The organism is Acidicapsa dinghuensis, from assembly GCF_025685685.1.
In the GTDB taxonomy this organism is placed as follows: Bacteria; Acidobacteriota; Terriglobia; order Terriglobales; family Acidobacteriaceae; genus Acidicapsa; species Acidicapsa dinghuensis.
Genome location: NZ_JAGSYH010000008.1, coordinates 99,204 through 114,299 on the forward strand (window position 1 = coordinate 99,204; position 15,096 = coordinate 114,299).

Annotated in this window: 8 protein-coding genes; 5 read left to right on the plus strand and 3 right to left on the minus strand. The window is 54.2% G+C overall.

Translation table 11 applies throughout. From position 1 onward, the window contains the following. Nucleotides 1-202 precede the first annotated feature (202 nt). Genes OHL22_RS21455 through OHL22_RS21470 form a run of 4 tightly spaced genes read left to right on the plus strand, consistent with a single transcriptional unit; the run spans nucleotide 203 to nucleotide 9,437 of the window. Nucleotides 203-1,447, plus strand: coding sequence for an efflux RND transporter periplasmic adaptor subunit (locus OHL22_RS21455; protein ID WP_263341763.1), 1,245 nt, complete (start codon nucleotides 203-205; stop codon nucleotides 1,445-1,447). Next, nucleotides 1,444-4,773, plus strand: a complete 3,330-nt coding sequence (locus OHL22_RS21460; protein ID WP_263341764.1) for an efflux RND transporter permease subunit — start codon at nucleotides 1,444-1,446, stop codon at nucleotides 4,771-4,773. The genes OHL22_RS21455 and OHL22_RS21460 overlap by 4 nt, the downstream gene beginning before the upstream one ends. Then, complete coding sequence (locus tag OHL22_RS21465) at nucleotides 4,770-7,895, plus strand: efflux RND transporter permease subunit (RefSeq protein WP_263341766.1); 3,126 nt, start codon at nucleotides 4,770-4,772, stop codon at nucleotides 7,893-7,895. Before OHL22_RS21460 ends, OHL22_RS21465 begins: the two co-directional genes overlap by 4 nt. 24 nt (nucleotides 7,896-7,919) lie before the next feature. Further along, the gene (locus OHL22_RS21470) at nucleotides 7,920-9,437 is read left to right on the plus strand and encodes an efflux transporter outer membrane subunit (RefSeq protein WP_263341768.1); all 1,518 of its coding nucleotides are present in this window, start codon (nucleotides 7,920-7,922) and stop codon (nucleotides 9,435-9,437) included. Nucleotides 9,438-9,499: 62 nt separating this feature from the next. On the opposite strand, the gene OHL22_RS21475 is transcribed toward OHL22_RS21470, so the two are convergent. From OHL22_RS21475 to OHL22_RS21485, 3 genes are read right to left on the minus strand one after another with little or no spacing between them, the layout of a single operon-like run. Continuing rightward, entirely contained in the window at nucleotides 9,500-11,932 is a 2,433-nt protein-coding gene (locus tag OHL22_RS21475) for an exo-beta-N-acetylmuramidase NamZ domain-containing protein (protein ID WP_263341769.1), read from the minus strand. Further along, nucleotides 11,916-13,397, minus strand: coding sequence for a sodium:solute symporter (locus OHL22_RS21480; protein ID WP_263341771.1), 1,482 nt, complete (start codon nucleotides 13,395-13,397; stop codon nucleotides 11,916-11,918). The genes OHL22_RS21475 and OHL22_RS21480 overlap by 17 nt, the downstream gene beginning before the upstream one ends. A 27-nt stretch (nucleotides 13,398-13,424) precedes the next feature. Continuing rightward, complete coding sequence (locus OHL22_RS21485; RefSeq protein WP_263341773.1) at nucleotides 13,425-14,243, minus strand: IclR family transcriptional regulator; 819 nt, start codon at nucleotides 14,241-14,243, stop codon at nucleotides 13,425-13,427. Between the two features lie 452 nt (nucleotides 14,244-14,695). Here OHL22_RS21485 and OHL22_RS21490 point away from each other — a divergent pair, with 452 nt between their 5' ends. Further along, the gene (locus OHL22_RS21490) at nucleotides 14,696-15,094 is read left to right on the plus strand and encodes a BlaI/MecI/CopY family transcriptional regulator (protein ID WP_263341774.1); all 399 of its coding nucleotides are present in this window, start codon (nucleotides 14,696-14,698) and stop codon (nucleotides 15,092-15,094) included. Nucleotides 15,095-15,096 lie beyond the last annotated feature (2 nt).

Below are 15,096 nucleotides of genomic sequence, written 5' to 3' on the forward strand. Positions count from 1 at the left end.
GCAGGGAGAATTTTTACCAAATCCGCAATCTGTTCTTAAAAGTCACGGATTCAGCGATCTGGTTGATTAAGATTGCAAGTGGCCCTTCCGATGGAATTTGCAACTTTGGATGGGCATTCCTCCGTCAACAACACACAGACACTTGGTGAAATCCTAACCGCGGCATGCCGTGTCAGGGAGAGAGCACTTTTAGCCAAATCGAATGAATAATCAAGAAACTTTAGGACCCGATCATCAACTTCCCGCGCCCGACAAGGCTCCGAAACGAAGCCTGGGTGTACGCATCTTTGTATGGTTAGTCATTCTCATCATATTTGCCGCCGGTTTCGTGTGGATTCTGCGACACAAAAATGCAAGCCAGGCAACCGTTGGCCGGCGGGGCGCGGCGGGCGGGACCGTAGCTGTAACCCCAGCTACCGCCACCAACGGCGATATCGGTGTTTACATTGATGCGATTGGAACTGTGACGCCCATCTTCACGGCGACCATCACCAGCCAAGTCAACGGAATCATCACTGAGGTGCACTATCGCGAGGGTCAAATTGTACGGAAAGGCGATTCGCTGATCGATATCGATCCGCGTCCGTACCAGGCGACATTGGCGCAGGCGCAGGGAACACTTGAGCGCGATCAAAATGTGCTCGCTCAGGCCAAGATGGATCTTGCTCGATATCAAGTTGCGTGGTCGCATAATGCGATTCCGAAACAGACACTGGATGATCAAGAGAAACTTGTTCTTCAGGATGAAGGGACAGTCAAACTTGATCAGGGATCTGTAGATTATGACCAGGTGCAACTTGGCTACTGCCACATTGTTGCGCCTGTGTCGGGAAAAGCAGGCCTTCGCCTCGTTGACCCTGGCAACGTCGTGCAATCGAACAGCACGACGCCTCTGGTAGTCATTACACAAATGCAGCCAATGACGGTTGTCTTCACTATTCCTGAAGACAATCTTCCCCAAGTGCAGCCTCATCTTCGCGAACGGCAACCACTCGTCGTAACCGCTTTTGACCGTGGAGGGGATCAGCAGCTTGCAAAAGGCTCCCTGCTGACGCTGGACAACCTAATCGACACAACCACTGGAACGGTCAAGGCAAGAGCGGTCTTTGCCAATCGCGACAACGCTCTCTATCCCAACCAGTTTGTGAATACGCGGCTGCTGGTAGAGACACTCCATAATCAAACGCTGCTGCCGACATCTGCGATCCAGTACAACGGCACTACCGCATTCGTTTACGTCCTTGAGAACAATGTGGCTCACATTATCTACGTGAAGCCCGGTGTGACAGACAACAACACCACAGCAGTAGCCCCGGTAAAGCAGGGAGAACTCAAAGAAGGAGACATTGTCGCCAACAGCAGCTTTGACAAGCTGCTGGACAACGCCAAAGTCGCCATCTCCAAAGAACATCTGCCGGAAACTACTTCGGGGAGTAGCGCTCCTTGAGCCCATCGCGTCCGTTCATTCTTCGCCCGGTTGCAACTTCCCTGCTGATGGCGGCAATTCTGCTGGTGGGGCTGGTGAGCTATACCCAGCTCCCCGTATCGGCTTTGCCTGAGGTGGACTATCCCACGATTCAGGTGGTGACGTTTTATCCCGGCGCAAGCCCGTTTGTCATGGCAACGACCGTGACCGCGCCACTCGAACGGCAGTTCGGCGAATTGCAGGGGCTTAGCCAAATGACATCGACTAGCTCCGGTGGCTCGTCGATCATTGTGCTTCAATTCAACCTGTCCCTGAACATCGACATCGCTGAAGAAGAAGTCCAGTCCGCGATTAACTCCTCGACAAGCTATCTTCCGGCGAACCTGCCGGCTCCGCCAATTTACAACAAGACAAATCCTGCCGATGCCCCAATTCTGACTCTGGCAATCACGTCCAAGTCAATGCCGCTGCCGTCAGTGGAGGATCTGGTCGACACCAGGCTGGCCCCGAAAATATCGCAGCTTGCAGGCGTTGGTCTCGTCGCGATCAGTGGCGGCCAAAAGCCTGCGGTTCGGATTCAGGCGAATCCTCAGGCACTTTCGTCGTATGGATTGAACCTCGAAGATCTCCGTACAGCCCTGAGCCAGGCGAGCGTCAATGCTGCAAAAGGTAACTTCGACGGCCCGCGGCAGGATTATCAGATCGATTCGAACGATCAGTTAGTGACCAGCACCGACTACAAGGGCATTGTTGTTGCGTATCGTAATGGTTCGCCTGTCATGCTGACGGATGTTGCTCAAATTGTCGACGGTGTCGAGAACAGCACTCAGGCTGCATGGATGAACCAGACGCCTGCAGTTATTCTCAATGTCCACCGGCAACCTGGCGGCAACACAATTACAGTCGTCAGAAGCATCAAGCGGCTTCTACCGCAACTTGAAGCAAACCTGCCGCGCGGCATCGATATCACCACGCTCACCGACCTCACGACTCCTATTCAGGCATCTGTGAATGATGTCGAGTTTGAGCTGGGGCTCACTGTAGCGCTGGTTGTTCTGGTTATCTTCCTGTTTTTGCGCAGCCTCTACGCCACCATTATTCCCAGCGTCGCGGTGCCGCTGTCGCTTGTGGGTACGCTGGGCGCGATGTACGCCCTCGGCTATAGCCTGGACAATCTGTCTCTCATGGCTTTGACCATCTCTACCGGCTTCGTCGTCGACGACGCTATCGTCATGGTCGAAAACATCTCCCGGTATCTGGAAGAAGGCGATCCCCCGCTCCAGGCTGCGCTCAAGGGTGCGGAGCAGATTGGATTCACCATTCTTTCGTTGACGGTATCGCTGATAGCTGTGCTCATACCTCTGCTCTTCATGGGCGATGTTGTGGGCCGTCTGTTCCGCGAATTCGCCGTCACCCTGGCTGTCACAATCGTCGTCTCCGCCGTGGTCTCGTTGACGCTGACTCCAATGATGTCGTCGCGCATTCTGCGGCACAATCCCGAAGCCGAACAGGGCCGCTTCTATAAAGCGTCCGAACATGTCTTCGAATCGATGATTGCGTTCTACGGAAGAACCCTGAAGGTTGTCCTGGAGTTTCAGGGTACAACTCTGATCGTCGCGCTTGCCACGCTTATCCTGACCATCGTTCTATACATCATTATTCCCAAGGGCTTCTTCCCTGTTCAGGATACCGGCGTGATTCAGGGTATTTCACAGGCTACTCAAACCATTGGTCCACGAGCCATGGCAGCGAAGCAGCAGGAATTGGCCAGGATTATTCTTCAGGACCCCGCGGTTGAAAGCCTGTCGTCCTTCATAGGTGCGGATGGCACGAATACAACGCTGAACAGTGGACGTATGTCGATTAATCTGAAGCCGCTCGAAGACCGGCACATGAGCGCTTCCGACGTAATTCGCCGTTTGCAGAAAAGCCTGGCGCATGTGCAAGGGATTCAGCTCTTCATGCAGCCAGTGCAGAACATCACGATCGACGATCGGGTGAGCCGAACACAATACCAATACACTCTGGAAGATCCAGACCAGAGCGAGTTGGATGAATGGACCAGCCGCTTTCTCGCTAAGTTGAAGCAACTGCCGGAGCTTGAAGACGTGGCCACAGATCAGCAATTGGGCGGTTCGGCCATATCGCTTGTCATAGACCGTGTGACCGCATCCCGTCTTGGAATTACTCCAACGACGATCGACAATACACTCTATGACGCTTTTGGCCAACGCCAGATCAACACGATGTATACGCAGCTCAATCAGTACCATGTGATTTTGGAAAGTGAATCTAAGTTCCAGCAAGATCCGCACATCCTGGATCATCTGTATGTCCAGAGCAATTCATCCGCCGGAGTTTCCGGAGCTGCGGCTTCATCTACCTCATCGGCTGGATCAACGTCCGCTGGTTCCAATGCGCTTACTTCCACCGCGAAATACACGCCCTCTGCGCAGACACTTACGCCTCCTGCAAGCGTGTTTTCATCATCTTCCGGATCGAGTTCGGGCAGCACATCCAACACCGCCACCACCAGTTCAACGATGAGCAACGCAGTGCCGTTTAGCGCGTTCTCTCATTTCGAGAAAACAACCGAACCGCTATCCATCACACATCAGGGGCAGTTCCCTGCTATTACAGTTTCGTTCAATCTGGCACCGCACGCTTCGCTGGGAGGAGCAATTTCGGACATCACCAAGGTCCAAAAAGATATGCACATGCCGATGAGCCTCCAGGCTGATTTTGAGGGCACGGCGGCATCGTTCCGCAATTCGCTTTCGAATATGCCGATTCTGATCCTGGCTGCAGTGGTCACGGTATATATCGTGCTTGGTGTCCTGTATGAAAGCTTTATTCACCCAATCACTATTCTCTCGACGCTGCCTTCGGCGGGCGTTGGAGCCTTTCTGTCCTTGATCATTTTCGGTCAGGATCTCAGCGTCGTCGCAATCATCGGTCTGGTGCTGCTGATTGGCATTGTGAAGAAGAACGGCATCATGATGGTTGACTTTGCTCTCGAAGCGGAGCGCAAGGATGGCAAGAGCGCCACGGAAGCCATTTATGAGGCCTGCCTGTTGCGCTTCCGGCCAATCATGATGACAACGATGGCTGCTTTGCTGGGCGGAATCCCGCTGGCTTTTGGCACGGGTATCGGCTCAGAACTTCGGCGTCCATTAGGTATAGCCATGGTAGGCGGTCTGCTGGTGAGTCAGGTGCTGACGCTCTACACCACTCCTGTGATTTACATCTTCTTCGACAACCTGGCACAACGATTCGCCCGTAAGCAGCACACGGATGTGGCAGGAATCGGACCGCACGGGAACAATCCCTTGCCGGAGCAGGCATGAACCTCTCAGCAGTATTCGTACGCAGACCAGTCGCGACGACACTCCTGACGATTGCCATAGCGATTGCGGGAGCGATCGCTTTCCGGGTGCTGCCTGTTTCGCCTTTGCCACAGGTAGACTTCCCCACAATCTCAGTAGGAGCGGGACTTCCTGGAGCGAGCGCCGAGGTCATGGCATCCTCGGTCGCGACGCCATTGGAACGCCAGTTCGGTCATATCGCTGGCGTCACCGAAATGACATCGTCGAGTAGTTTAGGAACGACGTCGATCACGATTCAGTTCGATCTGAGCCGCGACATCGATGGGGCTGCTCGCGACGTAGAGGCAGCTATTAACGCTGCCCGCACTTATCTTCCTGCAAACCTGCCCTCCAATCCGACATACAGAAAGGTCAATCCAGCCGATTCGCCGATTATGATTCTGGGCCTGACATCCGATAAATACGGCCCGGATAAGATGTACGATGCTGCGTCCACGATCATTCAGCAAAAGTTGTCGCAGATATTTGGCGTCGGACAGGTCAATGTAGGAGGCGGCGCACTTCCTTCGGTACGCGTGGAGGTAAATCCTACCAAGCTGGCCAGCTATGGGTTGGCCATGTCCAATATCCAACAGGTATTGAGCGCACAGAATTCGGACCTGGCCAAAGGACAAATTTCCAACGGAGACGGCACGTCGGATATCGTTGCGAACGATCAGATTTCGCACGCTGTAGATTACAAGCCGCTCATTATCGGTTACAACAAGGGAGCAGCAATCCACCTGTCCGATGTCGCGGATGTTATCGACTCAACACAAAATGTACGGGCCGGTGGATACCTGAATGGGAAGCGCGCAGTGTTGCTCATCATCTTTCGGCAACCCGGCGCTAACATTATCGATACAGTCGATCTGATCAAATCGCAGCTGCCTTCGATCAAAGCATCCATTCCCCAGGGTATCGACATCACGCTGGTGGAAGACAGAACCGTAACCATTCGAGCCTCTGTCTCCGATGTAGAACGAACGCTGATGGTATCGATTGCTCTCGTCATCCTTGTCGTCTTTGTATTCTTGCGTCGTGTTCGAGCGACACTCATCCCTGCGGTTTCGGTTCCTGTCTCTCTCATCGGCACTTTTGCCGTCATGTACTTGCTTGGCTATAGTCTCGACAACCTGTCGCTGATGGCCCTGACCATCTCTACCGGCTTCGTCGTCGATGACGCCATTGTGGTGATGGAAAATATCACGCGCCACATCGAAGGAGGCATGGACCCGATGAGCGCGACTTTCAGGGGCGCTCGCGAGATCGGCTTCACAGTCTTTTCGATAAGCATGTCTCTGATTGCCGTCTTCATTCCAATCCTTCTCATGGGTGGCATCGTTGGCAGGCTTTTCCGCGAATTTGCCGTTACCCTTTCTACCGCGATTCTGGTCTCGATGGTGATTTCTCTCACCACGACTCCGATGATGTGCGCTTACATCCTTAAGAATGAAAAGGATCTCAAACACGGAAAGGTATATCAGTTTACCGATCGAATATTCGAGTGGCAGCTGTCGCTCTATCGCCGCACCCTGCATTGGACCCTCGATAACTCTGTACTCACGCTGGTTGTTTTGTTCCTCGTAATTTTGATGAATCTGGCCGTGGTCTTGAAGATACCCAAAGGCTTCTTCCCGCAACAAGACACGGGCATTCTGGTTGGTGGTGTTCAGGGACCTCAGGATTCCTCCTTCCCTGCCATGTATGCCGCCATAAAGCAGATTGCAGGAGTGATCAAGGCAGATCCAGCCGTGCAAAACGTAGTGGCATTCACCGGTGGCGGGGGAGCTACAAATGGTGGATTTGTCTTCCTATCCCTGAAGCCCTTGAATGTGCGCAAGGTTGGTGCGCCAGAAATTATCAATCGTATTCGCCCGAAGCTGAACCGGCTGCCGATTGCCTCAACATTCCTCCAAGCGGCACAGGATCTGCGAATTGGGGGGCGCTCTAGCAGCGCGCTATATCAATACACGATTCAAGCAGATAACCTGACCGACTTAAAGACCTGGGGTCCTCGGCTGCTTGCGGAGATGAAGCGTCTTCCGGGCTTGCAGGATGTAAATTCGGATCAGCAAAATGGCGGCCTGGATGAATATGTAACCTTCGATCGAGTGAGAGCTGCGCGACTGGGCCTCACAGCAAGCTCCATCGATAGCGCGTTATACGGAGAATTCGGTCAGTCTGAGGTCTCCGTTATCTACACCCAGCTGAATCAGTATTACGTTGTATTAGAGGTGGCTCCGAAATACTGGCAGAGCCCCGAGGGACTTCATAACGTCTATTTCCATCCATCGGGCACAAGCAGTGCTACCCCAACCGGCAATGTCCCTCTCTTCAGTCTCGCTAACACTCACGAGACAACCATTCCTCTCTCGTTGAATCACACCGGACTCTTTCCTTCGGTAACGGTCTCGTTCAATCTCGCTCCCGGCATGTCAATGAGCGACGCAACTCTCGAGGTTGAACAAATGCAGCAACGGCTGGGAACGCCTACCACGATTCACGGCTTTTTTGCTGGCACGCTGATGGCATATCAGCAATCGCTGGGCACGGAACCTCTGCTTGTGCTCACCGCTCTGCTTGCGGTTTACATTGTTCTGGGCATTCTGTATGAGAGTCTGGTGCATCCGCTCACCATCATCTCCACACTTCCCTCGGCCAGCGTAGGCGCAATGCTGGCGCTGATGGTATTCAAGGTTGATTTGAACGTCATCTCAATCATCGGCATCGTATTGCTAATTGGCATCGTGAAAAAGAATGCCATCATGATGATCGATTTTGCCCTGCAGGCTGAGCGCGAAGGTGGCAAGACACCAGACGAAGCCATCTTTGAAGCTTGCATGTTGCGATTTCGCCCGATTCTTATGACAACGACAGCAGCACTCTTTGGCGCGCTGCCTTTGGCCTTTGGAACGGGAACAGGATCTGAGCTTCGCCGTCCTCTGGGCATCACTATTGTGGGCGGTCTTATCTTCAGCCAATTGCTCACGCTGTATACCACGCCGGTGGTCTATCTCACCTTCGACAAGATTCGCCTGCGAATGCTGGGCAAGGAACGCGACACATTCCACGTGAACGTTGAGCCCTCACCTGCGGATTGATTTTTACTGACGGAAGTTAACGATATGACGAGATTTCAGAACAAACTCGCATTATTCCCTGCGGCAGCCGCGATGATTCTCGCAGGTTGCCGCGTCGGGCCACCTTACCAGCAGCCTGTGGCTACAACACAGACACCACCACCGGCCTATAAGGAGTCCCCGGATCAGCATCCAGAGGAGACGCAGGTATGGAAGACCGCGCAACCGCAAGATGCCATGCTCCGCGGAAAATGGTGGGAGATTTACAACGAGCCCGAATTAAATGATTTGGAAGAGAAGCTCATCGTTAACAACCAGACCATCAAGCAGTCGTTTGAAAACTACATGGCTGCGCGCACCCTCATCGCTCAGGCGCGGGCACAGCTTTTTCCCACCTTATCAACTGGCCCCACATGGTCACGCTCAAGGTCATCCGTGAATCTCGGCAAAGAAACCGCGGGTGCGAGCGGCGCTGGCTCCGCGAGTTCATTAGCGACGCTTCCCTTGACAGCGTCATGGGAGCCAGACCTTTGGGGGCGTGTACGAAACCTCATTCGCGAGGAACAGTTTAGCGCGCAGGCCAGCGCTGCCGACCTTGAAAACGAAAAGCTCGTGGAACAAGCCACCCTGGCGATAACCTACTTCGAGATTCGCGGACAGGACGCTCTTCGTAAGCTATATAAAGACACTGTCGATGCAGACCAGAAAGCGTACGACATAGCCAAGGCTGGATACGACGCGGGCACCGTTGACCAGATTACCGTCGTAGAAGCAGAGAGCACTCTTGAATCGGCCAAATCATCGTGGATCAACTTGGGCATAGCCCGAGCTGAAGATGAGCACGCCATTGCCATGCTCATTGGGATGCCTGCGTCTAACTTCACTCTGCCGGAGAAGCCCCTAACCACCGCGCCGCCGGCAGTCCCCGTTGGTGTACCCGCTCAATTGCTGGAACGGCGTCCCGATGTAGCTGCTGCAGAGCGAACCATGGCATCAGCCAACGCAGAAATCGGAATAGCCGTCGCAGCCTACTACCCCAATCTCACGCTCAGCGCCGAGGGTGGTTTTGAGAGCTCTACCTGGGCACATTTGCTCGACTGGCCAAGCCGTTTCTGGTCTATTGGTCCGACGATCAGCGAGACTATTTTCGATGCTGGACTGCGCCGCGCAACGGTTAATCAATACGTCGCCACCTATAACGGAGATGTAGCAAGTTATCGGCAGACCGTACTGAACGCTTTCCAACAAGTGGAAGACTACCTGGCCGCGACTCGCTTGTTGTCGCAGCAGATTGTGGAAGAAGAGAAGGCCGTCACGGCGGCACAAAAAACTCTGGAGTTAGAGCAGAATCGCTATGACACTGGCATCGATCCCTATGTCGATGTTGTGACAGCGCAAACAACCCTGCTCTCAGATCAGCAGACGCTGGCTAGTATACACATTCAAGAGATGACATCTTCCGTACAGTTGATCGAAGCGTTGGGTGGTGGATGGGACAAGTCGCAGCTTCCCTCGCCAACTGAAGTCTCACAAAAGATAGGTAAGCTGGCGATTGATAAATAGGTCTGTATACAACTCAAAGGGCGGAGCGTCTTCAGACGCTCCGCCCTTTACCTTTATTGGGTTCAGTAGAGTAAGTATTTGCTACGGATCTTCTCGAATTGCTCCAGCTTGTCCTGCCATTCTTCAGCGATCAAGCGCGGATCAGTTCCTGCGGCAACAGCATCGAGAGTCGCTTTGCTCACCATCAGCCTATCGACACCCGCGACCTTATATTGGGCTGGATAGAGTGCCTGCAGCGCGGATGCAATCTCCAATCCAAGCTCGGGAGAATCAAGAGAATCGCGGTCGGTGACGATAAGGCTCACGCCGCCGCATTGCTCATTGGCATAGACCGAACTCGAAGGCATAAAGCTCGTCGGAACAAACCGGACGCCTGAAAGCTGACGCTTGTTCAGATAGTAAGCAAGAATCTTTCCATCGATCCAGGGAGCGCCAACAACTTCAAATGGCGTATCTGTGCCTCGTCCAACAGAGATATTACTGGCCTCAATCATGCCGACGCCAGGATAGAACGTCGCTTCATTCAGATCACGCATATTCGGCGAAGGGTTGATCCAGGATACATCTGTCGAATCGAACCAATCGCCTCTCTGCCAGCCCTCCATAGGCACGACGGTCAAATGCGCATCGATGTTGCGCTCTGCGTTAAACATCCTTGCCAGTTCACCAGCAGTCATCCCGTGGCGCACAGGAATCTGCCAGTAGCTCACAAACGATTCCCTGCCCTCATCCGCGATTGGCCCCTGAACAAACGCCCCAGTGATGGGGTTGGGCCTGTCGAGCACATAGATCGTCTTCCCCGACTTTGCTGCCGCTTCAAGAAAATAGCCCAGAGTGCTTTCGTATGTGTAGAAACGCACTCCGATGTCCTGAATGTCATACACGATGGCATCTACTTGCGCCATCGCATCGGCACTGGGCCTGCGGCTTGCATCGCCTCCACCATAAACGCTGAACACTGGTACACCTGTGGCAGCATCGGTCGAGTTGCCAATTTGCGTTGTATCCAGTTTTCCGGCTATGCCGTGTTCAGGGCTGAAGATAGCGGCCAACTTCACACCAGAGGCATGCGCCAGTACATCGATAGTGCGGCGCCCTTGTGCATCCACGCCCGTTTGATTAGTAATAAGCCCGACTCGCAAGGGATGATTCGAATCAACTTTAAGCTCGCGAAAATCATGTTCTTCGAGAACATCAATACCGGTCTTCACTTCGCCATTGCGCACATCAAATCGCCGCGCCGCCATAATCGACTCGTTGTATCCTGTGATGCGCGCAAGGCGAAGTTTCTGCTGCTCCGACACTGTCAGATCGAGCGCTGCAGCCGCTGCTGTCGCCACGCGAGAGCGCAGCGAAACTACCGACTTTCCTCCACGCGGGTGGACAGCGTTCGTCAGCAGAATGACGTATGTGTCCGTCACTGGATCCATCCAGAGCGATGTCCCGGTAAAGCCGGTGTGCCCGAAAGATCCAACCGGCAACAGTTCACCCCGGTTGCTGGCAAATGGTGAATCGATATCCCACCCAAGACCGCGGAGACTTGAAGCATTGGCAGGTTGCTGCGGCGTGGACATTTTTTCTATTGAAAGCCTGCTCAGGATCGTATGGCCGGTCAACATCTCCTGCGCAAACTTAGACATATCATCTGCGGTCGAGAACAACCCGGCATGACCGGCTACGCCACCCATGCGGCGCGCTGTCGGATCATGCACTGTGCCGCGTAACATGTGACCGTTCTCGTCATACTGCGTAGGAGCGATGCGCGCTGACCAATCCGATGGCGGAAGGAAGCGCGTGTCCTTCATGCCCAGTGGCTTAAAGACATGTTCCTCGGCATATTCGTTGAGCGGCTCTCCGGTGACCTTCTCGACGAGAAAGCCAAGCGTCTCAAAATTGATGTCGCTATAGAGAAATCGCGAGCCCGGCGGATATTCGGGACGTTGCTCCATTGCCATGCGATAAGCCGCATCGCGGCCCTGCCATGGCTGCTTCAAATCAAGGTCTGGGCCAAGACCGGAGTAATGCGTAAGCAGTTCGCGTACCGTAATGTCCTGTTTGCCGTTCTGCGCAAAGTCGGGCAGATATGCGGAAACACGATCATTCAACCGAACGCGGCCTGACTCAATGAGCTGCATCATGGACGTTGCCGTTGCGATGCATTTGGTCAGAGAGGCAAGATCAAAGATCGTATCGACCGTCATTGGCTCTACGGACGGTTCCAGCGATCGATGCCCGAAGGCATGCCGATAGACCACCTTACCGTTATGACCGATCAGCACAACAGCGCCGGGGATTGTGCCCTGATCCACAGCTTCCTGCACAATTTTGGCGATAGGCTCAAAGCGAGCCTGAGAATTGGCAGCCCCCTTCGAGGGAGGAGTTGCATAGCCTTTAGGAACTATCAGGAGGCTCAGGACGGCGATAGACAGGATGCTGGAGATATATGCTCTACAATTCATGCCCTTGCGCGTGAGCATATCAGACGCTGCTGGCATCCAGCACTGCTTTCGCAGGCATAAGGGTACTGGCCAGCCACCCAATGGCGAATGTGACTATGCTGCCCATGACGACGTACCAGGGAAATGCGACTTTGGTCCCTAGCCATAGATACATGTTGAATGCAAAGCCGCATGCCATGCCAACCATCGCCCCAGATTCCGATGCCTTTCGTGTGAGCAATCCCAGCAGGAAAACTCCAAGAAGCGACCCATAAGCGACAGATGCGATGGACAGTCCCATCTCCAGGACCCTGCCTCCATTGCGTGCCCACACCGCAAGAACAAACAGAAGCACGCCCCAACAGACTGTCGCTACTCTGGACAAGCGAACACGCCGGGCTTCTGTCGAGCGCGGCCGCAGATGTGCGTAGAAATCAACAATCGTCGTCGATGAAAGCGAATTCAGCGCTGCGCTGAGATTCGACATTGCCGCAGCAAGAATCGCCGCGATCAACAGTCCACTCGTTCCGTGCGGCATGCGCGTCACGATGAAGGTCGGAAAGATGGTATCCGTGCGCGTGAATGGCTGTGCTGGTGGAGAAAGCTTGTAGTAAACGAAAAGCATCGCGCCAATCAGCAGGAAGAGTGAAAACTGCAGCAAAATCGCCAGACCGCTCGACAGCAGCGCAACCTGCGATTGCACACGGCTGCGCGCAGCCAGAAGACGCTGCACGATGAGTTGATCTGTGCCGTGGCTTGCACAGGTAAGAAATGCCCCTCCTAAGACTCCAGCCCAGAGAGTGTACGTCGTGGACAGGTTCCATGACATATCCCACAGGCGAAACTTCTGCGCGCCATTAGACATGCTCCAGACAGTGTGCCAGCCACCCGGAACCAGGTGCAGGATCGTGAAGAAACCAACGATGGTGCCCGCGACATAAATCGCGAGCTGAGTCACATCGGTCCAGATAACCGCTGCCATTCCGCCCTCGAAGGTGTAGACAAGCGTAAGCAGCGTCACAATCGCAATTGCCGAAAGATCCCTCTGAAAATCGGTGAGCCCGGATAGCAAGGCACCCAGGCCAACTCTGACAACGATCGCAACCGCAAAGACCCTGACTCCCTCGGCCGCCGCTCGCGTTACAAGAAAGATGCCTGCCGTCAATGCGCGCAAACGCTGGCCGAAGCGGCGCTCAATGAGTTGATAGGCAGTCACGAGGTCGCCGCGAAAGTATTGAGGAATGAAGATGAAGCTGACAATGACCCGACCGACGAGATATCCAATAACCAGCTGAAGAAAGCGAAAGTCGCTTGCATAGGCGAGGCCCGGCACGCTGATGACCGTGAGCGTGCTGGTTTCAGCCGCAACGATCGATAGTGAAATGGCCCACCAGGGAATGGTGTTGCCGGCGAGAAAATAGTCTTTGAGCGTTCGCTGGCTTCCGCGAAAGCGAAGGCCGAAAAGCGTGACGCCAACCAGATATGCGGCAATGATGAAGAGGTCGAGGGGGCTGAGTCCCATCCCCCTCTTATACAGAATCCAGCAGGCTTAAGCGTGAGCGTGCATGGCTGCGCGAGCGCTGCGCGCCGCCGAAACAAAGCCCATATCCATCGAAATACCGCGCACACACTGCAAGAGGTGATTGGCGATCGCAGGAAGTTTCTGAGCTGTCACACGGAACGACGGCCCTGAAATGCTGACAGCTGCAACGGGCAGACGCTGAGCGTCGAGCACCGGCACCGCGATGCAGCGCAACCCTTCTTCCAATTCCTCATCGTCCACGGCATACCCACGACGACGTGTCTTTTCAATCTCGGTGCGCAATGCCTCGGCTGAGCCAATCGTCCGATGCGTAAAGCGCTCGAACCGCGTGCGCCGAATGACATCGGCAATACGTTCTTCGGGCAGGAACGCGAGAATCGCCTTGCCTACAGAGGTGCAATGAACCGGATTGCTGGCTCCAATGCGTGTGATCATGCGCACCGACCGGGCCGGCTCAATCTTATCAAGGTAGATGATGTGAGCCTGCTCTAGTATGCAGAGGTGCGCCGTCTCTTCTGTTTCCGCCACAAGCCTGCGCAGATGCGGCTGAGCACGCTCACGCAGGTCGTACTGCTCAATAGCGCGATTGCCGAAGTCGAACAACCGCAAACCGAGGCGGAACTTGCCGTTCGCGGTGCGTTCGACCATGTGATGACGTTCCAGCACCATCAGGAACCGGTGCGCGGTGCTCTTGTGCAGTCCCAGAGAGGTTGCGACCTGGGCTAGCCCCAGCGGAACGTCGCTTTCTCCCAAAAGGTCGAGTACAGCAAAAGCCCGGTCAAGAGCCTGAACTTTATAAGTGCCTTGCGCGTGTCCGTCTCGCATTATGGTCCCCTATTTCGCTAGATGAACTTAAAAGACAAGTGTGCCTCGCAACCCTAAAGCGTGTCAAGAAGTAAGACGGAGTTTCACTAGAAGAACCACGTAAGCGCAACAAAAAGCGGCCCGCACCCAAAAATCGATCGCCTAAGCCTGGATTTCGGTCCAGAAAAGTCGTGCACAGGCAGTCTCTCAGGCCAGTTTCTCGTTCGCCAGAAAAGCACAAACTCCTACCGAAATCGCCTCGCCATCGCGCTCATGATTAGATGCGCGCGAGTACCCTGCGACACGTTCGTAGGCAATGAGATAGCTGCGGCCCAAGCGTTCCACTCGATAGCCACCGCCAAATGCATTTTAGATACGCCAGGGTTGCTAACTAATCCTTTAGTTGATAGTCTAAGAATGTGAAGGTTGAGAGATGCACCTGGACAAACGGTGTGTAATCAATGATTTGGCCTATGCCTCCCAAGAAGTCCAATACTCTGACCGCCGCCGAGTTGCGAATCATGAAGATTCTGTGGCTGCGAGGTGAGTGCGCTGTCAACGATCTTGTGGCTGCGATGCCCGATGGCGAAGTTCTTGCTTATAACTCCGTCCTGACGACAGTCCGCATCTTAGAACAGAAGGGGTATGTGGAACACCGGCAGGAAGGCCGGGCCTTCGTTTACTGGGCAGCTGTAGCGGAAAAAGAAGCGAGCCGTTCGGAAGTACGACACGTACTGAGCCGCTTCTTTGGCAATTCGCGCGAACAACTCCTGCTTTCCCTCCTGGGCGATGACGAGATTACTCCTGAAGAACTGAAGCGGTTGAAAGAAGCAGTCAAAAGCGCGCCAGAAGATGTCGGGGAGGGCGCTTAACG

Excerpts from the sequence above, each read along its gene's own strand:
- OHL22_RS21455 (WP_263341763.1), top strand. The coding sequence starts at position 203 with ATGAATAATCAAGAAACTTTAGGACCCGATCATCAACTTCCCGCGCCC.
- OHL22_RS21475 (WP_263341769.1), bottom strand. The coding sequence starts at position 11,932 with ATGCCAGCAGCGTCTGATATGCTCACGCGCAAGGGCATGAATTGTAGA.
- OHL22_RS21465 (WP_263341766.1), top strand. The coding sequence starts at position 4,770 with ATGAACCTCTCAGCAGTATTCGTACGCAGACCAGTCGCGACGACACTC.
- OHL22_RS21480 (WP_263341771.1), bottom strand. The coding sequence starts at position 13,397 with ATGGGACTCAGCCCCCTCGACCTCTTCATCATTGCCGCATATCTGGTT.
- OHL22_RS21490 (WP_263341774.1), top strand. The coding sequence starts at position 14,696 with ATGCCTCCCAAGAAGTCCAATACTCTGACCGCCGCCGAGTTGCGAATC.
- OHL22_RS21485 (WP_263341773.1), bottom strand. The coding sequence starts at position 14,243 with ATGCGAGACGGACACGCGCAAGGCACTTATAAAGTTCAGGCTCTTGAC.
- OHL22_RS21470 (WP_263341768.1), top strand. The coding sequence starts at position 7,920 with ATGACGAGATTTCAGAACAAACTCGCATTATTCCCTGCGGCAGCCGCG.